Source organism: Pantoea allii, from assembly GCF_002307475.1.
In the GTDB taxonomy this organism is placed as follows: domain Bacteria; phylum Pseudomonadota; class Gammaproteobacteria; order Enterobacterales; family Enterobacteriaceae; genus Pantoea; species Pantoea allii.
Map to the genome: position 1 here is coordinate 86898 of NZ_NTMH01000030.1, position 21987 is coordinate 108884.

The following is a 21987-nucleotide window of genomic DNA, read 5'->3' on the forward strand; positions in this document are numbered from 1 at the left end:
ATCCGGGGCGTTTTTACAATAAGCTGCGTGGGATAAACGTAATGAACCAATATTATCAACAGTATCTGACCTTAAAAGCCGACGAGCCAAAACGTTCTGCCCGTGACCTGGCCGGACGAATGGGCATTGGTGAAGCCCAACTTTGTGCCGCACGTATTGGACATGATGCAACCATGCTGCGAGCCGACTTTCCGACGTTGCTGGCCCGACTGGAAGCAGTTGGTGAAACCTTAAGTATTACCCGCAATGCCTTTGCCGTGCATGAGCAAGTGGGAAAATATCAGAATCTGCATTTGGGTCATCACGCCGGTCTGATTCTCAATCCACGCGCACTCGATCAGCGCTTCTTCTTACAACAATGGCATCAGGCGTTTTTTTTACACGAGCATACGGTTTACGGCGAGCGACAGAGCATTCAAATTTTTGATCGCTATGCCGATGCCGTGCTGAAAATCTACGTTACCGATCAGACAGATATGATGGCATGGAGTGCGCTGATTGCTGAATTTATCATAGATGGGCTACCTGAGTCTGAGCCTTTACCCGTGAGCGCGCCGCAATACAGCCCGGTATCGGATGCCAGTAAACTGACAGAAGAATGGCGTGCGATGACCGATGTACATCAGTTTTTTGGGCTGCTGAAACGCCATAACCTTTCGCGATCTCAGGCTTTCCAGGCTGTGCCTGATGAGCTGGCACGACAGGTAAGTAACACTGCGCTGACACAACTTCTGTCCCTGGCTCAGCAGGACGCTAATGAGATAATGATCTTTATTGGCAACCGCGGGTGCACCCAGATTTTTACCGGTCCGGTGGAAAGGCTGGTGCCAGTGGATAACTGGATTAATATTTTTAATCCTGGTTTCACTCTGCATCTGATGGCCGACAAAATCAGCGAAAGCTGGGTGACGCGTAAACCAGCCAGTGACGGAATTGTGACTAGTCTTGAACTGTTTGCTGCCGATGGTACGCAGATTGCACAGTTGTATGGCCAACGAAATGAAGGCAAGCCGGAACAGTCGCGCTGGCGTGAGCAAGTGATGTCCCTGACAGAGGATACTGTCGTATGACCCGGCTCCTGCTACTGCTAACAACACTGTCGCTGTCACTGCCAGGGCTGGCGGTTGAACGGGTAATATCCATTGGCGGTGACGTTACGCAAATTATTTATGCACTTGGCGGACAACAGGATCTCGTTGCCCGTGACAGCACCAGTCAGCATCCGGCTCAGGTGAATAAATTGCCAAATATTGGCTATATGCGGCAGCTTAATGCGGAAGGCATTCTGGCGTTTAAACCCACGCTGGTATTGGTCAGCGAACTGGCAAAACCCTCGCTGGTTTTACAGCAGTTGAAAGAGGCGGGCGTCAACGTTGTAGAGGTTACCGGACAGAACAACATTGATGCGATAGCAGAAAAAATTGCCACCATTGGTCATGCGCTGAAGCGTGAAAATCAAGCGAAGGCGTTGAATGAAAAACTGAATAAGCAGATTGCTGCATTGCCAACACAACCGCTGCCCGTGAAAGTGCTGTTTATTATGGCGCATCAGGGAATGAATACGCTGGCGGCAGGGACGCAAACCGGTGCGGACGGTGCAATCCGTAGCGCTGGCCTAATCAATGCAATGGCGGCCGTACCGCACTATCAGACGTTGTCACAGGAAGGCATCGTCGCAGCCGCGCCCGATTTGGTTGTGGTGGGAGAAGATGGCCTGCGCACACTGGGTGGTGAAGATAAACTCTGGTCGCTGCCCGGTTTGGCTCTCACCCCGGCCGGCCGTCATCACGCTTTTTTTGTTGTTGATGAAATGGCATTGCTGGATTTTGGGCTGGACACACCTTCGGCGATTCGTCAGTTGCGCCGTGCTGCTGAAGCGGTGAAACATGATTAGCAGAGGAGGGGCGCGCTGGCTGCTGTTGATGGGGATTAGCATGGTGTTTTGCATGCTGATAGCCGCCGGTTTTGGTGCCATGCCGTTGTCTTTCCGCACGCTTTATCATGCCTCGTCTGAGGATATCGTGTGGAAAATCTGGCTCAATATCCGTCTGCCACGGGTTTTGCTGGCGGTGCTGCTGGGCATGGCGTTGGCGGTTGCCGGCGCGGTGATGCAGGGGTTGTTCCGTAATCCTCTGGCCGACCCCGGCCTGCTGGGGATAAGCAGCGGTGCCGGCCTGGCTGTGGCTGTGGCGATTATTTTACCTGTTAGTCTGCCGCCGTTGCTGGCGCTATGGCTGCCTATGGTTGCGGCTTTTGTGGGCAGTCTGGTTGTGACACTGCTGATTTTTAGCTTCAGCCAACTGGCACAGGGCAACCTGTCGCGCCTTCTCCTGGTGGGTATTGCTATTAATGCACTGTGTGGTGCCGCAGTGGGGGTGCTGTCCTGGATCAGCAACGATCAGCAGTTACGTCAGCTGGCACTGTGGGGCATGGGTAGCCTGAGCGCGGCACAATGGCCTGGGCTGTTGATATGTGCCGCGCTGATTGTCCCTGCATTGGTTGCGATTCAGACCCGTGCGCGTCATCTGAACCTGCTACAACTGGGCGAAGAAGATGCGCACTACATGGGCATTAACGTCAGACGCACGCAGCATGTACTTTTAGTGCTCAGTGCATTGTTGGTCGGGACGGCCGTGTCAGTCAGTGGCATTATTGGTTTTCTCGGATTAGTGGTGCCGCACGTGATGCGCTTTTGTCTGGGCAGCGATCATCGGTGGATGTTACCTGGCTCAGCGTTGGCTGGCGCCATTTTGCTGTTGCTGGCCGACACCCTGGCGCGGACTCTGGTTATTCCTGCAGAAATGCCGGTTGGCCTGCTGACCAGTCTGATAGGTGGTACCTGGTTTCTCTGGCTGATTTTGCGCCAGCAAGGGGGAATCAATGGGTGAGTCTCTGCAGACAACTAACCTGTGCTTCGGCTATGGCAAACGGCGGCTCATTGATGAGATTTCTTTCAGCCTGCCGCCTGGCGAAATGGTCGCACTGATTGGTCCTAACGGGGCAGGGAAATCCACATTGCTGCGCCTGATGACCGGTTTTTTGACGCCGACGAGTGGGGAATGCAGACTGGGTGATCGTCCTCTACATCACTGGCCGCGTGACGTGCTGGCTCAGTGCCGCGCGGTGATGCGTCAGCAGAACAGCATGACCTTTTCGATACAGGCGCAGGAGGTGGTGACGATGGGAAGATCACCCTGGCCCGCCCAGTTCTCAGCCGCTGTCGTTAAGGACGTCATGCACCTGACCGGAAGTCTTGAACTGGCGCACCGCGATTACCGTTCGCTCTCCGGCGGGGAGCAGCAAAGAATCCAACTTGCGCGCGTTCTTGCGCAGTTATGGCACGACGACGGCCCACGTGGTTGGCTGTTTTTGGATGAGCCTACCTCGGCACTGGATCTGTTCTGGCAGCAGCACAGCCTGCGTTTGTTACATCGGTTGACGCGCAGCGGAGATTTCAGCGTCTGCACCGTGCTGCACGATCTTAATCAGGCATCGTTGTGGTCCGATCGCGTTTTATTACTGCATCAGGGAAAGCTGGTAGCACAAGGTACACCGCAGGCGGTCATGACGGAGGCCGAACTGAGGCGCTGGTATCAGGCCGAGCTTGAGGTTGTTATGCAGAGGGGCAGGCCACAAATTCAGTTACTGGCTTGAACAGGATGATGGCGTTAAGCCATCATCCATCAGTCCATTTGCGGCTGGCAGGTTATCTGTCGCGTCGCATTGGCCCATCCCTCAGTGGACAGGAAGAGAATCAGAAGTTCACGTTAGCGCTGATGCCGCCGACAAAGGCATCTTTCACCTCACTGACGGCGCCCGGCGCCACCACATATTGCAGGTTAGGACGCAGTTGCAACCATTTGGTCAACTGGGCGTTATAGTAAATTTCATAGTTGTATTCCGCACCCTCCTGAATCGGCAGGTAGGTGGGACTGTTGAAGTCGGTCTGACCGCTGGCGTCATTCTGTTGACGCAGCGCACGGGAATAGGCGCTGTTAACATGAATGCGCGCCGCACCGACACCTATTTCATCCCGCGGACGCGCATCAAACGGCCCTTTCCAGGTGAAGCTAATGGACTGGTAGTTATCGGTTTTAGCGGTTTTGTGATCGTTCATGACCGCCTGAATGCTGACGCCCAGGCCGCGGCTGGCATCGCCACCCTGTGCGGTAAGCTGCTGCTGTAACAGCACATAGCCGCCATAAGCATGATCTTTTTGCTGGTAAGCGCCATCTTGCCAGCTACCGTAGTTATCGCCATTCGCGGACGAATAGTAGTAGCCGATGCGATAGTTACCCGGCAGATTATCTGGCCCGAAAGTCGGTTTCCAGCCCAGTTCGACCGGCACCAGATTGCCTTCTGAGTTGTTGGTATCAAGGCGGAAACCGTCGCCGCGATCGTAGTTAGCGCGGTTCTGATTGTAGAAACCGACCTGGAAAAATACCTCAGGGGTAAAGTTAATTTTTACCCGTCCGCCCCACTGGGATACCGGCCAGTTAAACCAGCGATCGCCGCGCCAGTTACCGGCCTGACCGCTGCCGAATGCCAGGTTCTGAAACTTGCTGTCAAAGTTATCAAAGTCTTCCCCGACGGTAACCCGGCCGGCTTTAACATTGACCGTGTTATCGAACAGACCTTTGCTTAACCAGAACTGCGTCAGTCGCCAGGTCTGACCGCGGCCGTACACTTCCTGCGTGGAGGAGAGCATCCCGGTGCGGCGATCGGCAACCTGATCGGAGATGTTACGGCCATTACGATCAGTGATGGTCACCTGGAACTGCGTATCCTGCCAGTCGAGGAGCTTTTGCAGATCGAAATTGGCACCGAATGCCCACTGATCGCTGTAACGCATCGACGTATTGGTATCGGCTCCGCCGCCAAGATTCGCCGCGCTTTCCATGGTGTAGTTAACGTCGAATTTGATGCCGTCTTGTTCCAGTTGTGTCCGCGAGCCGTTCCAGTCACCGAACATATAGGGGGAATCATAGCTAAAGGCATCGGCGGCCAGCGCGGAGGCGCTCAGCATCGCAAACATCAGGCTGCCCGCGGCCAGACGAGGCATAAACTGCACTGCTTTTTGAGTATTCATGATCGTTATTCTTGTGTGAATGACAGTAATTGACCGGGCAGAGGATAGTGCTGGTGAAATGTCAGTTTTTGCAAATCCGTGCGTATATAACCTCAAAACAATAAACGATTAACGCAATTGTGACAGGTCTCTCTGAACGAATATGTTTTTAACAGAAAAGGCATTTAATGCGAGGAAGCATAAAAAAAGGGATGCCGTAGCATCCCCTTTGACTCAGGCCTTGCTGGCGCGGGAAAGCTCTTCGATTTCTTGCTTACTTAACATCAGTTCCGTGGCCTTGACCAGTTCATCGAGCTGTTGCAGTGAGGTGGCGCTGACAATCGGTGCCGTAATGCCTGGACGCGCAATCAGCCAGGCCAGAGCGACCTGCGTGGCCGAGGCATCATGTGAGGCGGCCACGTCTTCTAACGCCTCAACGATGCGCAGGCCGCGTTCATTCAGGTATTTATCTACAATCCCTTGGCCGCGCTGACTCTTGGCGGCATCCTGCGGTTTCTTGTATTTACCGCTCAGAAAGCCGCTGGCGAGGGCGTAGTAGTTGATGACGCCAAGATGATTGTCGCGGGCGACCTGCTCCAGCTCACTTTCATAGCCTTCACGGTCATAAAGGTTGTATTCCGGTTGCAGGGTTTCATAGCGCGCCAGCCCCTGCTGCTTGCTGATGTCCAGCGCCTCCTGTAACCGCGTCGCGCTGTAATTGGAGGCACCGATGGCCCGCACTTTGCCGGCTTTAATCAGCGCATCGAAGGCATTAAGCGTATCAGCCAGCGGGGTGGATTCGTCGTCACGGTGTGCCTGGTACAGATCGATCACATCCGTTTGCAGGCGGCGCAGTGAATCCTCCACAGCCTGGTGGATATAGTCAGGTTTCAGCCCCTTTTTATCCGGTGACATTTCGATACCGACTTTGGTTGCCAGGACGATCTTGTCGCGCTTACCGCTTTTTTTCAGCCACTTGCCGATAATGGTTTCTGACTCACCGCCTTGATTGCCGGGCGCCCAGCGCGAATACACGTCTGCGGTATCGATAAAGAACAGACCTTTTTCTACCAGCGCGTCGAGCAGGGAAAACGAGGTTTTCTCGTCAACCGTCCAGCCAAAGACGTTGCCGCCAAAAGTCAGAAGCGGCACGTTAATACCACTGTTGCCGAGCTGGCGGGTTTTAAGCTGCGTCATAGCATTCTCCTTGGTTAAACGAATCAGGTATGCCTTTCAGCTTAGCAAAGGAAAATCCCCGTTATTTAATTCTGGTTATCAACCTGTGCGGCAGGCTAATGCAATGCGCCCGTGAGGCAATTGATGACACCGCCTTTTTTGCCTGTTTCAGGCAGAGATGATGACGTGTATTCCTGTCACTTTTTTCTTGATGGACCTGAAGACAGGGAACGCGATGACGACCGGTTGGGTGGGCCGCATTGTTATCAGACGGGATCTCAGGCTCATGGCTTTTTTACAGTCTGAAACGCATCTTAACCTCAATGCAAACAATCCCGGCAGACGGCGAGGTGGGTTGAGGCTATAAAAAGTGAGGGCAGGACAACCGTGCCCATAATGTGATGCATTGGGCATCTGGAGGCGTCGTCGTGCTGCGTAAAACTGCTTTCATGTCGTCAAACCGACGTGGGTTTCTAAAAAACAGCGCCGCGCTCATGCTGGGTGCCGCGCTGCCGCTACCTGTTTTGGCGTCTTCTGCGCCTTTTCCCGCCTTAAAAACCGTTGCCGCCCGCCGTCATCTGTTGTTTGGCTTTGCCGTCAGGCCCGACAGTCTGCAATCCGATGCGCGCTATCGGCAGTTTGTCGCGAGTCAGGCGAGCATTATCGTCCCGGAAAACGCACTAAAATGGATTGCCGTCCATCCCGCGCGCGATCGCTACGATTTCACCGGCCCTGATGCTATCGCCGCCTTTGCCCGCGAGCAGGGGATATTGCTTCGCGGGCACACGTTCTGCTGGCATCGCGCCCTTCCTGGCTGGGTTCAGGATATTGCCGATCCGACCGAACTGGAAAAGGTACTCAGGCAGCATATTTCCACCGTTGCGGGCCGCTATCGTGGGCAGATACAAAGTTGGGACGTGGCTAACGAAATCATCAATCCCGCCGACGGACAACCCGGCGGATGGCGCAACAGTTTCTGGTATCAGCGGCTTGGCACGCGGTATATGGATATTGCCTGCGAGGCGCTGCATCAGGCCGATCCCCATGCGGTAATCTGCTACAACGATTACGGGCTTGAAAGCGACGATGCCAATGGGCAGCGAAAACGGGCGGCGGTACTGGCGATGCTGCGCGACTTACAGTCCAGACATATTCCGATTGGCGCGCTCGGCATCCAGTCTCATCTCAAAGCCGGTCCCCATCCCGCTTTTGGGCCGGGGCTGGCGGCATTTATTCGCGACGTGAAATCGCTTGGCCTGAAGGTGTACATCACCGAACTGGACGTGGATGACAGCAGCGTGCCGATGGGGAGCCGACTGATGGCGGTTGCCGGTCTGTATAAACGCTATCTTTCGCTGGTTCTGGAGGCGGGCGTTGCCGCTATTTTAACGTGGGGCGTTTGGGACACGCCGCACCGCACGGCTGCGACACCGAAGGCGGGGGACGCGCTGGCGACCGGGCCACTGCTGTTTGGTAAAGACGGCAGCATTAAAGAGGCCAGTTGGGCGGCGCTTCATGTACTGCGCGAATCACTTCAACACGGGTGACGCGCGTGCGGCTATCCACTGGCGATAGCGCAGCGGCGTCATCTCTATCATCTGATGAGAGGCTTAGCCGCAGAGCGGAACCTTGCTCTGCGGCTATGCAATCAGAAGGACTGCCAGTTTTCTGCTGACAGGTCAGCGCTAGTGCTCTCCGCTAAAGGCTTCTTCAGCGATGGCTTACGCAGCACATTCTGACCTGCGGCCGGGGTTCTGCCTGTGTTAAACACCGCTACCGACTGGCGTAACTGCGTTGCCTGATCCTCTAGCGAGGCAGCGGCACTGGCCGACTCTTCAACCAGCGCGGCGTTTTGCTGCGTGACGCCATCCATTTCAGACACCGCTTTACTCACCTGCTCAATGCCGCGCGTCTGCTCGGCTGAGGCGGAGGCAATCTCTGCCATGAGCTGCGTAACGCTGTTAACGGAATTCACAATACTGCCCATCACATCGCCTGCTTCTGAGGCGTGCGTCGAACCACTGTTTACGCGCTGCGTGGACTGGTCAATCAGCGTGCGTATTTCCTGGGCCGCACTGGCGCTGCGACCGGCCAGAGAACGCACTTCACCGGCCACCACAGCAAAACCTCGTCCCTGTTCGCCGGCACGCGCGGCTTCCACTGCGGCGTTAAGCGCCAGGATATTGGTCTGGAAGGCGATGCTGTCAATAATGCCAATAATGCTGGCGATCTGTTTTGAGCTTTCACTTATCTGTTCAATGTTGGCAATCACCTTCGCGACGATTTGCCCACCCTGCGAGGCCATTACGGAGGCATCTTTCGCCATGGTGGTTGCCTGCTGAGCATTTTCCGCGTTCAGTTTTACCGTTGAGGTGAGCTGCTCCATGCTGGCTGCGGTTTCCTCAAGGGCTGCCGCCTGTTGTTCGGTGCGCGAGGAGAGATCGGTACTGCCGGCAGAAACTTCTGCCGCGCCGGTAAAAATGGACTGCGTGGCATCATCCACAGAGCGGATGGTGACAACCAGCGCACTGCGCATCTCTTCGAGCTGGCGAAGCAGTCTGCCGGTTTCGTTTTGACTCTCACTGGCGATCTCCTGGGTCAGATCACCGGCAGAGATAGCACGCATGTAATCAGTGGCCATGCTCAGCGGTTTCAGCAGCAGGGTTCTCAGACCGGCCCAAACAGTTGCAACGGTGACAAGAGCAATGATCGCGATAATCAGCAACGTCCACAGCATATTGCTGTAGTTGCTATCGTTTTCAGCGGCGATCTGCTTCATTAACTGGTAGTTGGCACTGCGCCATGTCTGATAAGCCTTATCCAGATTATCCTGAGCTTCCTGCGCATCAAGATTCCCGTAACCCTGATAATTATTATTTTTCAGAAAGTCTACTGAGGCGAGCATTGTCTCGTGCATCTTGTTGTAAGCCGCCTCGACATTTTTTGTCACCTCAGCATGCTGACCCGGTAATGCGGGTGCGGTCTTATAAGCCTGGAAATACTCATCAGCTTTATCGGCGGACTGCTTCGCCACCTCCAGCAACTTGGCAATAGACGCCAGTGATGCGGGATCTTTCTGGTTTTTAAGAAAGCGGATCGCCACGCGACTGATCGTCACGCGCGTCTTGATCAGCGTCTGAACGCTGTCGCTGAGTTGTTGTTGTTGCAGCGTAAGTTGTTCCGTGTGCGAAAAATTGCGACCGGCCTGGCTGACAGAGGAATAGAAAAGAAAGCCCGTAATGGTCAATAGCGCACTAAAAAGAAATAACACGGCAACAATACCCGTCGTGATTTTAAGGTTTTTAAGCATTGCAGTAATCCCGGTAAAAGGTGATACAGGTATATCGGTATTAAAATGATTAGCTTAATAGTGACGCGGTAAATAATGTGATCTATGACAGTAACTAAGAAATAAAAGCGGCTTTTCTGAAGAGAGAAGCTGTTCGCGAGCCCTTGGGGGACATCGCCTCAATGATAAAAGGCAGCGCGGCTAAAATGTACCATCAGATACATTATTGTGATCTGACAATAATAAAAAGGTCCACGGGTTGCGCCCATGCGTCGTTATTGTTGCACAACAGAGGCATTTATTTTCATGCGAATATAATAACGCTTTGAAATAATAAGAATGAAAACATGATGCCCGGCGCTTTTCTCTCACTGGCGTTATTCGTGCAAGCGATGCAGAGGTTAGCGGATGTCAGACTTTATGGCGCAGTGGAGGGCGAAAAATATTCTGCAAGGCTGCCGCGCGGGCGAATGCAGTTTATGACAGGCATTAAAAAACCCGCACAAGGCGGGTTTTTTTCACAACGACTTAACTGCTCAGGCTGTTGCCATCATCGCTATCGTAAGCAGTCGTGAGGGCGTCAGTTGTTACAGTGCAACAACATTGCCAGCTGAAGGACCTTTAGGGCCGTTCTCGATTGAGAACTCCACTTTCTGGCCTTCATCTAAAGTTTTAAAATCGCTGCTCTGGATAGCAGAGAAATGTACGAATACATCTTTGCTTCCGTCCTGAGGAGAAATAAAGCCGAAGCCTTTATCAGCGTTAAACCATTTTACTAAACCAGTCATTTTAGTCGACATAAGAGGTGTCCTTTTCATTTTTGAGCCACACAAGGTGACGAAGATGGCCTGTTTTGCAGATTTTACTTATTGGGCACTTAGGAGGAGGCTCATGAAGAAGGGCATCTGGGAATGACGCTTGAACTGAGGACTGCTTTACTAAAACTGCTTTCATAAGGTCTGTGTTCCAAACCGATGTCGCTACACTATAGAGGTTGAACTTATTAAGCAAGGTTTAATTTTATTTAAGTCATAAAGGCCAGACAGCCGGTTCGAAACCCCGGACAGCTGTTTATCCCGGCGGCGGCCGGTCAGGGGTTTTTGCCTTGCGGTAAGTCGTCACAACCCTTTCTCCGTTTCCTTGCGTTTCTCCCCATCCAGATCAAGAAACAAGAATAGTTATCATTTGTATAATTTGCGTTCTGTTGTTACTGGATCGAATAAGGCTATGCAAATAAAACCACGCACGACCTATCGTATTGGGGGATACCAACATTCCATTCATCCCGCCTGGCGGCAAAAGCTGCTAACCATGGGAATGCTGCCCGGCACGTTGATTGAGGTGGTTCGCGTAGCGCCGTTGGGCGATCCGGTGCAAATCCGTACGCGCCGCGTCAACCTTGCGGTAAGGCAGCGGGATCTGGCTGCCGTGATGCTTGAAGAAATAGACTGATGAAAACCTTGACCCTTGGCCTGATTGGTAATCCCAATACGGGCAAAACCACCTTGTTTAACCAGCTTACCGGCGCGCGTCAGCGAGTAGGGAACTGGGCTGGCGTCACTGTCGAACGTAAAGAAGGGCAGTTTTTTACGGCAACGGCGGATGTGCGGCTGGTTGATCTGCCCGGCACCCGTTCGCTCACCACGCTGTCGGCGGATGGCTCTGTTGATGAGAGCATTGCCTGTCGCTACCTGTTCGACGATCGTGCCGACCTGATTGTGAATGTGGTCGACAGCTCGAACCTGGAGAGCCATCTTTTCCTGACGTTTCAACTGCTGGAGCTGGGTGTTCCCTGCATTGTGGCGCTGAATATGCAGGATATTGCGGCCAGCCGGCACATCCACATCGATGTCGCCGCGCTCTCAGCCCGGCTGGGCTGCCCGGTCGTTACGCTAACGTCCACGCGTGCCGAAGGACTCGCTCATCTCAAGGCCGCCATTGATGACTGGCACAAAGCGATAGCGCCACTGCCGGTGGTTTATCCGCCCGCTATTGAGGCAGCGATTTTACGCCTGCGCGCCATGATGCCTGATGATATCCATGTGCAAAAACAGCGCTGGCTGGCGTTACAGCTGCTGGAAGGTGATATCAACAGCCGCCAGGTTTGTCCCGCAGTCGTGCCACATTTGGCCGAGATTGCCCAGGAAGCCGGTGGTGATCCGGCAATGGTCATCGCCGACTGCCGTTATCAGGCTATCAGCGCCCTCTGTGCCACCGTCAGTAATATTCAGCAGTCAATGCCAGGCGCGCTGACCGAAAGGCTGGACAACATCGTGCTCAACCGATGGTCAGGTGTACCGGTTTTCCTGGGCGTGATGTACCTGATGTTCGTACTGTCGATTAATATCGGTGCCGCACTACAACCGATATTTGACGGCGGCTCGGTGGCGCTGTTTATCCATGGAACGCAATGGCTCGGCTATACCTTTCATTTTCCCGACTGGCTGACCGTGTTTCTGGCGCAGGGAATCGGTGCTGGCATCAATACGGTGCTGCCGATTCTGCCTCAGATAGGGCTGATGTATCTGTTCCTGTCGTTTCTGGAGGACTCCGGTTATATGGCGCGTGCGGCGTTTGTTATCGATCGCCTGATGCAGTCGCTGGGCTTACCCGGTAAATCCTTTGTTCCCTTAATCGTCGGCTTTGGCTGCAATGTCCCCTCTGTGATGGGCGCCCGCACCCTGGATACACCCCGTGAGCGCTTACTCACCGTGCTGATTGCGCCCTTTATGTCCTGCGGCGCTCGCCTGGCGATTTTCGCCGTGTTCGCGGCGACGTTCTTTGGGGCTTACAGCGCCAGCCTGGTCTTTTCCCTGTATGTACTGGGCATTGTTGTCGCCATTGTCACCGGGCTCATCCTGAAAAACACGCTGCTACGCGGCGAGGCTTCTCCGTTTATTATGGAGCTGCCCGTCTACCACCGGCCTCATCTGAAAAGCCTGCTGATCCAGACCTGGCAGCGGCTGAAAATGTTTATCATACGGGCCGGGCGGGTCATTATTCTGGTCAGCATGGTTATCGGGCTGCTGAGCAGCTTTTCGTTTAACGGCTCGACGGTGGACAATATCAACGCGTCTGCGTTGGCTTCTGCCAGCAAGATCGTGACACCTGCGCTGCGGCCAATCGGTGTCACCCCAGACAACTGGCAGGCTACCGTGGGGCTGGTCACCGGCATTATGGCAAAGGAAGTGGTGGTCGGAACCCTGAACAGTCTTTATGTCGGTGAAGATGTGCAAAGCGGTGACTTCGACCCGCAGCACTTTGATCTGCTGGGGGAACTGGGTGATGCGCTGACCGCAACCGGCGACAGCCTGAAAGCGGCATTTAGCCTCACCGCGCTGGCAAACCCCATTGAAGCCAGCAAAGGAGACAGCGAGATCAGCGCCAGCCAGATGGGCGTGATGAGTGCGAAGTTTGGCAATGGCTTTGCCGCTTACAGCTACCTCATCTTTGTGCTGCTCTATGTCCCTTGCGTGTCGGTTATGGGTGCGATTGCCCGCGAGGCAGGAAGAAACTGGATGCTCTTTTCGTTTTTCTGGGGCTTAAACGTGGCGTATTCCGTTGCCACGCTGTTTTATCAGAGCGTCAGTTTTCACCATCATCCGGGGTTGAGTTCGCTCTGTCTTATCAGCGTGGTGATGGTGAACAGCGTGGTGTTTGTTCTGCTGCGACGGTTTAGCGGGCGCGTAAAGACGATGCCTTTTACTGGCACGACAACGGCGCGGGGATGTGGCGGCTGCCACACCTGCACCGGGCAACGGCATCGACGCTAGATTCTTGATATCCGATACCGCCGGATGCCCTGAACCCGCATCGCTGGCGGTTGACCTTATTGACAGGATGACGCGAGGCGATGCGCGCGGGCAAACGCCGGGCGAATATCGCTGTGAACTAAAAACACGCTGAGCGCTTACCGGCCAGCAAAGCCAGGTGGTGTCGGCAATCAGCCTGTATTCACCACAGAGGTAAAATCCGCATTGTTCCCTGGCGTGGTTTTGGGCACACAGGGCACTGAGCCAGATGCGCGTGGCAAGAAAAATGCTTTCATCATTGTGCGGCTTATGCAGAAAAGCGTATTCCTTATATCAATATCAGGAATCGTTAACACGGAAAGATATCCATAAACTTCGACGCAATAAACTTAAACGTAAATTAAACACAATGGCTTCTTCTGGTTTATATATTTCTTTTTAGTAGACTTTGCGTGTTTTTAGGTAAAGGTATTTTGCAGCCATGAAATCCTTATTATAAGGATATTCTTATTAATGGGCCTGCACTGCGGCATTCCCGCCTTGTGATGATGATAAATACTGCCTGGCGTTCGCGTTTCAACGCTGTTTGCAGAGCCTGCTTATTGCGAAAGCGATCCGCATCTGAGTAGAGTATTTCCCCTGTTTTCTGTTTATTTTTAAAGGCAATTTTAGCGGCGATGTAAATTACAGAATACTCTTAGTTTATCGGTTAATTTATTGTTTTTATTTAATTTTTACTCGCGATAAAACAGGGTAAACATTTTGATACAAAAATTGACGATGTGCATACATACGACTGATTTAGAGTAGCGAAAAATTTGTACAAATAAAAATGTTTGGGACTAACTGGCACTCTCTTTTGTATTTCACTTTAATAAATATGTCACACCAGAGGTTATATGAATAACGATCAACAAGTCCCTTTAGTGTCATTTATTGTGCCTGTTTATAACGGTGCGGCATTTATTGAACGTTGTGTTGAGAGTATTCTTAAGCAGCCTCAGGCTGAGCGCTGCCAGGTGATTCTGGTGAATGATGGGTCCAGCGATAATTCACTTGAGCTGATGAATAAATACCAGAATTATCCTGGGGTATTGATTATCAATAAGCCCAATGGCGGTGTTTCTTCGGCGCGTAACTGCGGACTGGACGCCGCACGCGGTACATTCATTTCTTTCGTTGACGCTGACGACTTCCTGCCTCCTGCGGTTCTTGATACCTGGCTTACGCTTATGAAGGATGATGTGGTTCTGGCCGTAGGCGAATCACGTACCTTTTCTCATGACGGAAAGCCGCTTTCTGAGGTAACAGAAGCCGATTCTCAGCGCAGTATGTCTGCCGATAAGGCGATAAGTGAACTGTTGTATCACACGCCGAAGCACGGTATCTGTGACAAATTTTTCCGCCGGGAAATCGTGCAACAGCAGCAATTGCACTTTCGTGAAGATATCTTTAACTTTGAAGACCTGCTGTTTGTGATCGGCTATCTGTCCGCCGCGAACCCCGGGCAGGTGGTGTTTAGTCGCCGTGTGGTTTACCACTATGTCGAGTCCAGAAATTCCGCCACACGTTCCGAGCTTAAAGAAAAACACTTTACCTATGTACGTGCTTTTGCCGGGATAAAAATGTTGCTGCTGCGCCCACAGGAACGCTTTTACTACTTTTTATTCCTCAAAGTGACCGCTTCGCATATCTACAAGGCGTTGCACAGTGAGGCGTTCAGCGCTGCGTTTGTTAAACAGTACATCGATCTCTATCGTCAGAACTATCGTGCTTATTGCGCTGCCGGCATCATTCCAAATGCATGGAGCCTGTATTTCACCTTCTTCTTTCTGTCGCCGCGGCTGGTATCCGGGTTGCGCCACGTCGCACAGAATGTGTTGAGGGGCCGGTCGTGAAACAGAAGCTGCAAAACTCGTTGTGGATGATCATTGAGAAACTGGTTGCCGTCTTTGGGCTGATGTTCGTCACGTCCTTCGTGGCGAAATACGTGGGGCCTGTCACCTTTGGCGTCATCGCGATTTCAATGCTGATCTTTCAGTTTATCCAGTCGGTTGCCATGATGGGCTGCGATGTGATTTTGCTGAAGCGTATCGCCCAGAATCACCGCTCGGGCATCCGGCTTATGGTGCCCGCTGTCATATTAGTCTTTGCCATTTACTGTGTGCTGTCGGCGATAGGCATCATCGTGATGCGCGAGGAGATGAATGCGCAGGCCTTTATCTTTATCTGTGCTGCTGCCTTAGCCTGCCTGTTTTCAGCTATCGACCTGATTAACATTTATAACGAGGCGGTTTTAAATGCGAAGCTGAACGTGATCGCTAACCTGACCGGGCTGCTCATCAGTTTAGGCATTCGCTATGGGATTTCTTATTACCAGCTAGCCCCAGAGTTGCTGGCGATTCCCATTGTGCTGGCCACCTTTATTCCTTTCCTGATTAAGATCTGCGTGTTTGGCTGGTATCACCGACGATCTCAGGTGCGGCCGCCGCTTCCTAAGCTGAGCCATATCCGGCGTTACAGCCGCTATATTCTTCAGGCCGGACGGTCACTGGTGCTGTCGGTGATTGCGATTACCATCTATACCCGACTCAACCAGCTCAGCGTGTCATGGTTTTTAGGCCTCAAAGAGGCGGGCATTTTTTCGGTGGCGATGACGCTGTCGGTTGCCTGGGTATTTTTACCCAATGCGCTGTTGGCGTCTTTCTACCCGGCCCTGTTTGCCGAGCGCGATCCTGAGGTGGCTGTGATACGCGCCCAGAAACTGCAGTTACTGGTCATTGCCGTATCCGTAGGAGTTATCCTTGGCATCGCACTGGTGGGGCCCTGGTTTATTGAGCATTTCTACGGTGCCGCTTACACCGAAGCGATAGCCCCGATGGTGTTGTTGAGTATCGGTGCCATGTTTGGTGTGTTAAGCAGCGTGATGGATCGCTTTATCATCAAATACAACGGCTACCGTTATCTGATCAAAAAAACGTTCTGCGTATTGGCGGTTTGCCTGGTGACGACGGTGACGTTGGTGCCCATGTTCGGCATCACTGGCGGGGCAATAAGCGTGGTGGTCACGGAGTTTATGGCTTTTACCGTCCTTAATTACTTTTTCCGCGGTCAGCCAATGATGAAGATTCATAAAATTTTCATCCAGCCGGGGAAATTATGGTTTCTGATTAACCGCACCCTGTTTTCTGGCCGGTAAGTTAAGTTTTTATGAAAGGTATTATTATTTTTGAGAAATAATACCTTTCATCATATTGAAATATATTCATTGAGATTTACTTTCCCCGTCGATTATCTGTAGGCTTCAGATAAATATTATTTTTTATAATCCTGCAAACCTGCGGGAGGCGTACGTATGCCTTTATTATTTCATTCATTATTTTATCTACAGTATTTAATTAAGGATAATGACTGATCTTCGTTGCCGGAATTATACCTGTTTACAGTCAGTTTAATTTATCGCTTTTATACTGTGATCGTGGATTTATAAATAATTAAAAAGCTCATTTTCTCCGGGGTGAAAAGGAATGAAGGCGACTTTATAACGCCGATTTTCCTCTGCCTGATAATGCCATGATGTATGCTGGTTACGAGGTTTTGAAATGAATGATAAATATTTATTCAGTATAATAATACCGGTTTATAATGCCGAGAAGACGATTATGCGTACCCTGCAGAGCCTTTTCCTTCAGACATTTAAAAATTATGAAATTATTGCAGTTAATGATGGCAGTAAAGATAACTGCGCTGCGATCCTTGATGAGTTCAGACAGTACAATAATTTTAAAGTAATCACGCAGAGTAATGCAGGCGTCAGCGTCGCGCGTAATAGCGGACTGGAAGCGGCATCGGGCGACTATGTCATTTTTATTGATGCCGATGACTGGGTTGACGATGATTTTCTTGCCATATTTCATCAGCATCTTTCCTCCGGCATTCCACAACCTCTTGATTTGATGGTAGGGAACCTCAAGTGCGATCGCGTGGGCGATCTGTCGACCTACGGCTATTTTGATCAGCAGGGTATTCCCGACGTTCTGGGTGAAATCGAGTTGAGTGATAATATTGGTTATCTTCATAACAAGTGTTACAGAAGAAAAATTATCGATGACTGTGGTATTCGCTTCACGAAAGGCATTTCGATGAGTGAAGATCTCTTGTTTAATCTTAACTATTTCTACTATATCGATAACCTGTTTGTTTTTGACAGTGCCTCCTATCACTATGATGATGTAGAGAATTCGCTTTCAAAGAAACGCGTACTTTATGAAGAGCTGCTGGATCGTAAACGCTACCTTACCGACCTCTATGAAAGGCTGCTGGTGAAGTATAAAAACGGCGATATGACCCGTTTTTCTACAGGAATAACCAAACGCAAGCTGACGCTGGATATGCAAATCGTAACCGCAATGTACTACACCACGCTGAATATTAATGAGGTTCGTAATAGCATCAAGCGTATCAAAGAGAAGCGTTATCCTGAGAATGTCCTGGGGCTGTTAAACAGGAGCGAGAAAGTGAAATATCATGTGATGAACGTGAATGCGAAGGCGGCCTATCTGGTGCTGTATATGCTTTTCAGATTGCGCTTCTTCTGAGGTTTTCACAGACTGAGCCTGGCAGCGTTGACTCACATTTCCGCTTAACGTTTTGACGGGAACCACAGGTATCTGATGAGGGCAGGGATACCTGATGTCGTTTAACCCCGCAGCCTTAATCCCGAACACGTTATGTCCCCGTGCTGCCCGCTGCAGTTTCAGTCGTTGTTATGCCGGTATGCCTGAAAGTCACGCCCCACGTCGCGGCCCGCATTGCGCCAAACAGGGGCGCTTCACTCTTACGGTTAGCCCGTGCTAATTATGCTCGTTACACAAAGCGTTCTTCATGTCAGAGTAACCATAACTCACCAGCCGGGCCCCTTTTTAGCGGGTTAAACGTCAAATATTCCATACCCGGTATATAAAGGGTGACCTGCTGAGTCCTGCTCGTAATTCCCTGCTTACCGACGCTTTTTCGAAATTGTGGAAAATTTTAGAACCGCGACATCTTAGTTGCCATCCATTTAGGCTCAAACGTAAAGGTGATCTGTAGGGAAAGAACAGAAGTCGATATCATTTTGATGATCTTAACTATTTGTATTTTATGATAGTAAATTGCATTGTATCGCCGCACGTTAATTACCGTACCGCTCTTTTGTTATCGACACAAAGCTTCTACATAGTAAAAGCGCGGGACTTCTGAATTCGTAGTCACAGTTTACAGGGCGCAAATACCCGTAGCTAACGCTGTAGCCATGCCTGTTCGTGTGGTCATCACAGAATAAAAGACGGCCGACAGTGCCTGATATTTAAATGAAATTAAATATCGATTTTGCGATGAGTTCAGAAATAAAAAACCAAGAAATGGAGATTGTCTGGCTTTACTGCGATGTGTTTTATTTATTTCAATGCTTAAAATTAATTTCTAAGATGATAAGTTTATGTCAGTTTTATGTAAATAAATGTTGTTTACATATTTTTAACTCCATGTTAATAAATAGAGTCGAGTTTGGATAAACTTCATGGAGAAGCAGAATGAAAGCTATTTTAGTTGCTGTAACAATGATGTTGTTGCTTGCAGGATGTAGTTCTATGGGGGGCGAAGATAAATTTAGCCGAAGTTATGTAAGCTCACATATCATTCCTAATAAAACTACTGAGGCTGAGGTGCAGGCTCTGTATGGAACGCCAGATAATCAATTTTCTTCATCGAGTGGCGGTTATAGTTGGAGCTTCAATAAAGGTGGTAATCTGAGTACGGCATCCAGTGTCATGGGATATGTTCCAGGCGCAAGTGCGATTTCAGGCGCACTTGGAATGGCCACCTCTGCCAGTAACGCCTCCGATACGATGACAAGAGCATCCGGCAAAATGACTGGCGATACCAGCCATCATGGTTCGAATCTTGAGATTAACTTTAATAAAAACAAAGTAGTAACATCCTGGTATTTGTAATTTTTAAATGAGGTGGTGCATATATATTTGCACCACCTGATGCTTTTTATTTGCATAATCAATACATCATGGTGACTTCGTAAATATTAATTCTGTGGTGGTTATTGTTTTCAACGATATGAAAGAAGAGTGATATTCAATCCTGTTTGGCGACAGATAGTTTTTTAAATCTATATGGTTGTTTTATCTCCCCTGTCTACGTGATGTTCAGATGGCTATTTCCCGTTATATTCCTGTGATTTTTCATGTTTGTCGTCTCCGGTCTTGAGATGTCCTTGCATCGGGACATACACGAAGCCTGCTGATGGCCACGCCGGTGGAAACCCTCACCCGCTGGGTACAGGTCGCGTGGCACTGGCTGTTTGTAGACAGCGGATTCAGTCACTGGCTGGCCTCTTTCAGGGAAACGAGTCGAAAAGGAAGCGGCCTCATTCCTGCTGTAAACGGTTTTGGCGCAAACCTATTAACCTTTGGGAGAGTATCTGCAGGTAACGCTGATTTTCTTTATCCGCGTGATGATCCTGTTTCTCAGTATGCCGCTATTCGGCCTGGTGATTATCACCGGCATGGTTGAGGGGCTGGTCAGGCGCGATCTGCGTCGCTACGGGGCGGGTTACGAATCGAGTTTTGTCTGTCACCACGCCAAACGCTTTATCAAACCGGCGCAGTACGGACCCTGCATGCTGTATCAGGCCTGGCTAACAGCAGTCTGGTCAAATCTGTTTTTGCTGCTCTCTGCGCTGCTGCAGGCTTTTTTTTTATGGCTCAAAAGGGGATTTGTAAGCGTAATATGCAAACCGTGTTTACAGAATCCGGGTTTTAAACACGAGACAAGAGAACTAGTATAAAGCGAAATAATGTTGAAACACCTTAACAGGAGATTTGACTACCAGAGGCTGCAGTGGAAAACACGTTGAGATCTCACTTAATGAAGGTTTTCGACTAAGTTTTTCATAAAATAAATCAGCCTTGTCAGTTCTTATCTCCCCATTTCTACGCAAAAACTGTCCCCAAAGGGGCATGTTCCGGTACTTACCGGTAACAGGCTTCGAAGAAGCTATATATTGCGGAGGAAAAAGTCTCTGGTATGCACTTATATTGTATAACCATGAAAGCCCGCAAACATTTTCAATTTCAGGATGGGATGTCAGTACAAACCGAAACAGTTCCCGCAATTCTGTATATCTCATTTCCCGCTGGCTATAGCTCAATGGTGACTCTTTTTCACCTTCTCGATTTTCGAAATGCATCCTTGCAGTGTTTCCGGACTCATATCCGCATGAAAAACAACCCGAAATAGCTATTACATCTGGTGGCTGCACTTCGGCTCTCGACTTCCAGACTTCATAGGTATATATCGCATTACTGACTGGGGTGCTTTTTAGGCCACCAACGTATTCTAACCACTCCGGGTTATTGGTATCGAAATCCCGTCCAAATCCCAGCCGGATATAAATATTTGTATAATCCATGATTGCAGCACCCAGCGACACGTCTGTGACAGAAGTTACATAAGCAGCAAATTCAAGCTGAATTTTGAAAAAATCCCGTGTGATCAGCATTTAACTGACGACCTCATTTTCTGTCCATTAGCGATTAGATGGAGCTAAAGTTAATTATTGCATGTACATATTACAAGATTATCAAGAATTTAAACTCACTCGCCAAGGCAACAGATCCTTAACACGGTTCCAGTACTGCTCAAAATGTTGGGTATATGTTCTGACACCCAGCTCGTTCAGGAGCGAAGCATCAGAATGTCTTGCTTCTCGCAGTATTAATGTCATTCATTTATCCCAGACTTAACTTTATAGGTCATCGTATCGTTTAGGGGAAAAGCCAGCGTCCGGCTTCAGCCGACTCAATCAGCATTCTGACGGTAAGAGCGGCAGGTTCATGATGGTCGGTACGCATGAATTTAGGCAGTATGGCATTAGGCAGGAAGCGTATGCCCTCGTTAGGAAAGTATTTCCTGAACTCAAAATGGGTCATGTCGACGCCAAACTTCTCTGCGTACTCTTCAATAAAATCAGCGGCCTCTTCAGGCAGCACCATCTGATTCCCTGTACTCAGTGAGACATCATCTGCCATTTCCCAGAAGTATTTTTTAAGCAGGTTTCTGACCTGAACTGAAGTTTCCATGAGCTTAATCCTTTTCACCCGTTATCAGTCGGTAGCGATGTATGACGTTATTCGTAATGATGTAGATGTCACGGGCAGTAATAACGGCACCTACCCAAGGTACCCAGCGACCAACGTAAGCGCCAACGCTCGTCGTGTAGGCCCATCTCCCCCGTATCATGCTACCGATAGTCAGCGTCCTGCGCTTTTTCGCAAATCGTTTTCTGATTAGTTTGCGCATTGATATTGAGAGAGGGCTGGTGCCAGTCGTGGACGTCTTCGCATCCAGTTTTCCTGAGACAGGAATAAATGGCAGGCTGGCAAGCATTGAGGCCACGGCGAGAAGATCCGTGATGTTGCTGAAGGTTTTAGTGAACTCGTCAAGAATAAGCCACATCAGCAACTCTTCTTTATCCACACTCATACCATCAAAGTAATACTTCCCGCCCAGCTGTTCGGTCGTGTCCATGCGACATCAGCTCCACCTGTAAGTGCATTGTGTAGTTAATCATCGCCCAGCCGACGCGCTTTTCGCCAGAAACAATCTGCTTTTATTTTCAGAAATCCATAAAGATTTTACTGCTGCCA

The 21987-nt window shown here is 50.4% G+C and carries 18 protein-coding genes and 1 pseudogene; 12 read left to right on the top strand and 7 right to left on the bottom strand.

Translation table 11 applies throughout. The features are described from left to right. The first annotated feature begins 41 nt into the window (after positions 1–41). From CMR03_RS09915 to CMR03_RS09930, 4 genes are read left to right on the top strand one after another with little or no spacing between them, the layout of a single operon-like run. A complete protein-coding gene (locus CMR03_RS09915; protein ID WP_096011438.1) occupies positions 42–1070 on the top strand; it encodes a hemin-degrading factor in 1029 nt (342 codons plus the stop codon). Then, positions 1067–1894, top strand: coding sequence for a heme/hemin ABC transporter substrate-binding protein (locus CMR03_RS09920; RefSeq protein WP_096011439.1), 828 nt, complete (start codon positions 1067–1069; stop codon positions 1892–1894). The genes CMR03_RS09915 and CMR03_RS09920 overlap by 4 nt, the downstream gene beginning before the upstream one ends. Next, entirely contained in the window at positions 1887–2888 is a 1002-nt protein-coding gene (locus tag CMR03_RS09925; protein ID WP_096011440.1) for a FecCD family ABC transporter permease, read from the top strand. Before CMR03_RS09920 ends, CMR03_RS09925 begins: the two co-directional genes overlap by 8 nt. Further along, complete coding sequence (locus CMR03_RS09930) at positions 2881–3654, top strand: heme ABC transporter ATP-binding protein (RefSeq protein WP_096011441.1); 774 nt, start codon at positions 2881–2883, stop codon at positions 3652–3654. Before CMR03_RS09925 ends, CMR03_RS09930 begins: the two co-directional genes overlap by 8 nt. A 100-nt stretch (positions 3655–3754) precedes the next feature. Here CMR03_RS09930 and CMR03_RS09935 read toward each other — a convergent pair whose 3' ends face one another. Beyond that, entirely contained in the window at positions 3755–5089 is a 1335-nt protein-coding gene (locus CMR03_RS09935) for a carbohydrate porin (protein WP_096011442.1), read from the bottom strand. Between the two features lie 213 nt (positions 5090–5302). Next, on the bottom strand, positions 5303–6265 hold the full coding sequence (locus tag CMR03_RS09940) for an aldo/keto reductase (RefSeq protein WP_096011443.1): 963 nt from the start codon (positions 6263–6265) through the stop codon (positions 5303–5305). Between the two features lie 407 nt (positions 6266–6672). On the opposite strand from CMR03_RS09940, the gene CMR03_RS09945 reads away from it, so the two are divergent. Beyond that, the gene (locus CMR03_RS09945; RefSeq protein WP_244181365.1) at positions 6673–7791 is read left to right on the top strand and encodes an endo-1,4-beta-xylanase; all 1119 of its coding nucleotides are present in this window, start codon (positions 6673–6675) and stop codon (positions 7789–7791) included. Positions 7792–7892: 101 nt separating this feature from the next. On the opposite strand, the gene CMR03_RS09950 is transcribed toward CMR03_RS09945, so the two are convergent. Both CMR03_RS09950 and cspE read right to left on the bottom strand, forming a co-directional pair. After that, positions 7893–9554, bottom strand: coding sequence for a methyl-accepting chemotaxis protein (locus CMR03_RS09950; RefSeq protein WP_096011444.1), 1662 nt, complete (start codon positions 9552–9554; stop codon positions 7893–7895). Between the two features lie 566 nt (positions 9555–10120). Continuing rightward, entirely contained in the window at positions 10121–10333 is a 213-nt protein-coding gene (cspE, locus tag CMR03_RS09960) for a transcription antiterminator/RNA stability regulator CspE (protein ID WP_014606872.1), read from the bottom strand. Between the two features lie 427 nt (positions 10334–10760). On the opposite strand from cspE, the gene feoA reads away from it, so the two are divergent. The 7 genes and pseudogenes from feoA to CMR03_RS09995 all read left to right on the top strand — a co-directional run. Then, positions 10761–10985, top strand: a complete 225-nt coding sequence (gene feoA / locus CMR03_RS09965) for a ferrous iron transporter A (RefSeq protein ID WP_063878097.1) — start codon at positions 10761–10763, stop codon at positions 10983–10985. After that, the gene (gene feoB / locus CMR03_RS09970; RefSeq protein ID WP_096011446.1) at positions 10985–13306 is read left to right on the top strand and encodes a Fe(2+) transporter permease subunit FeoB; all 2322 of its coding nucleotides are present in this window, start codon (positions 10985–10987) and stop codon (positions 13304–13306) included. Before feoA ends, feoB begins: the two co-directional genes overlap by 1 nt. Positions 13307–14184: 878 nt before the next feature. After that, entirely contained in the window at positions 14185–15183 is a 999-nt protein-coding gene (locus tag CMR03_RS09975; RefSeq protein ID WP_096011447.1) for a glycosyltransferase family 2 protein, read from the top strand. Then, positions 15180–16484 carry an oligosaccharide flippase family protein gene (locus tag CMR03_RS09980; RefSeq protein ID WP_063878100.1) on the top strand — a complete coding sequence of 435 codons (1305 nt, stop codon included), beginning with the start codon at positions 15180–15182 and terminating at the stop codon, positions 16482–16484. Before CMR03_RS09975 ends, CMR03_RS09980 begins: the two co-directional genes overlap by 4 nt. A gap of 403 nt (positions 16485–16887) precedes the next feature. Continuing rightward, positions 16888–17883 carry a glycosyltransferase gene (locus tag CMR03_RS09985; RefSeq protein WP_096011448.1) on the top strand — a complete coding sequence of 332 codons (996 nt, stop codon included), beginning with the start codon at positions 16888–16890 and terminating at the stop codon, positions 17881–17883. A gap of 975 nt (positions 17884–18858) precedes the next feature. Further along, on the top strand, positions 18859–19278 hold the full coding sequence (locus tag CMR03_RS09990) for a hypothetical protein (RefSeq protein WP_096011449.1): 420 nt from the start codon (positions 18859–18861) through the stop codon (positions 19276–19278). A 274-nt stretch (positions 19279–19552) separates the two neighbouring features. Then, positions 19553–20126: pseudogene (locus tag CMR03_RS09995) on the top strand (TIGR03747 family integrating conjugative element membrane protein); the annotation flags it as partial. Here the strand turns inward: CMR03_RS09995 and CMR03_RS10000 are convergent. The 3 genes from CMR03_RS10000 to CMR03_RS10010 all read right to left on the bottom strand — a co-directional run bounded on the left by CMR03_RS10000 (position 20118) and on the right by CMR03_RS10010 (position 21868). Next, the gene (locus tag CMR03_RS10000) at positions 20118–20840 is read right to left on the bottom strand and encodes a hypothetical protein (protein WP_096011450.1); all 723 of its coding nucleotides are present in this window, start codon (positions 20838–20840) and stop codon (positions 20118–20120) included. The pseudogene CMR03_RS09995 and the gene CMR03_RS10000 overlap by 9 nt on opposite strands. A gap of 265 nt (positions 20841–21105) precedes the next feature. Further along, complete coding sequence (locus CMR03_RS10005) at positions 21106–21420, bottom strand: DUF1493 family protein (RefSeq protein ID WP_063878109.1); 315 nt, start codon at positions 21418–21420, stop codon at positions 21106–21108. Positions 21421–21424: 4 nt separating this feature from the next. Beyond that, on the bottom strand, positions 21425–21868 hold the full coding sequence (locus CMR03_RS10010; RefSeq protein ID WP_096011451.1) for an STM2901 family protein: 444 nt from the start codon (positions 21866–21868) through the stop codon (positions 21425–21427). Positions 21869–21987 lie beyond the last annotated feature (119 nt).

Bases quoted from the DNA above. Each gene is read 5' to 3' on its own strand.
- CMR03_RS09985 (WP_096011448.1), top strand. From the start codon at position 16,888: ATGAATGATAAATATTTATTCAGTATAATAATACCGGTTTATAATGCC.
- CMR03_RS10000 (WP_096011450.1), bottom strand. From the start codon at position 20,840: ATGCTGATCACACGGGATTTTTTCAAAATTCAGCTTGAATTTGCTGCT.
- CMR03_RS09915 (WP_096011438.1), top strand. From the start codon at position 42: ATGAACCAATATTATCAACAGTATCTGACCTTAAAAGCCGACGAGCCA.
- CMR03_RS09990 (WP_096011449.1), top strand. From the start codon at position 18,859: ATGAAAGCTATTTTAGTTGCTGTAACAATGATGTTGTTGCTTGCAGGA.
- CMR03_RS10005 (WP_063878109.1), bottom strand. From the start codon at position 21,420: ATGGAAACTTCAGTTCAGGTCAGAAACCTGCTTAAAAAATACTTCTGG.
- CMR03_RS09975 (WP_096011447.1), top strand. From the start codon at position 14,185: ATGAATAACGATCAACAAGTCCCTTTAGTGTCATTTATTGTGCCTGTT.
- CMR03_RS09950 (WP_096011444.1), bottom strand. From the start codon at position 9,554: ATGCTTAAAAACCTTAAAATCACGACGGGTATTGTTGCCGTGTTATTT.
- feoB (WP_096011446.1), top strand. From the start codon at position 10,985: ATGAAAACCTTGACCCTTGGCCTGATTGGTAATCCCAATACGGGCAAA.
- CMR03_RS10010 (WP_096011451.1), bottom strand. From the start codon at position 21,868: ATGGACACGACCGAACAGCTGGGCGGGAAGTATTACTTTGATGGTATG.
- CMR03_RS09920 (WP_096011439.1), top strand. From the start codon at position 1,067: ATGACCCGGCTCCTGCTACTGCTAACAACACTGTCGCTGTCACTGCCA.
- CMR03_RS09940 (WP_096011443.1), bottom strand. From the start codon at position 6,265: ATGACGCAGCTTAAAACCCGCCAGCTCGGCAACAGTGGTATTAACGTG.
- CMR03_RS09935 (WP_096011442.1), bottom strand. From the start codon at position 5,089: ATGAATACTCAAAAAGCAGTGCAGTTTATGCCTCGTCTGGCCGCGGGC.
- CMR03_RS09930 (WP_096011441.1), top strand. From the start codon at position 2,881: ATGGGTGAGTCTCTGCAGACAACTAACCTGTGCTTCGGCTATGGCAAA.
- feoA (WP_063878097.1), top strand. From the start codon at position 10,761: ATGCAAATAAAACCACGCACGACCTATCGTATTGGGGGATACCAACAT.
- cspE (WP_014606872.1), bottom strand. From the start codon at position 10,333: ATGTCGACTAAAATGACTGGTTTAGTAAAATGGTTTAACGCTGATAAA.
- CMR03_RS09925 (WP_096011440.1), top strand. From the start codon at position 1,887: ATGATTAGCAGAGGAGGGGCGCGCTGGCTGCTGTTGATGGGGATTAGC.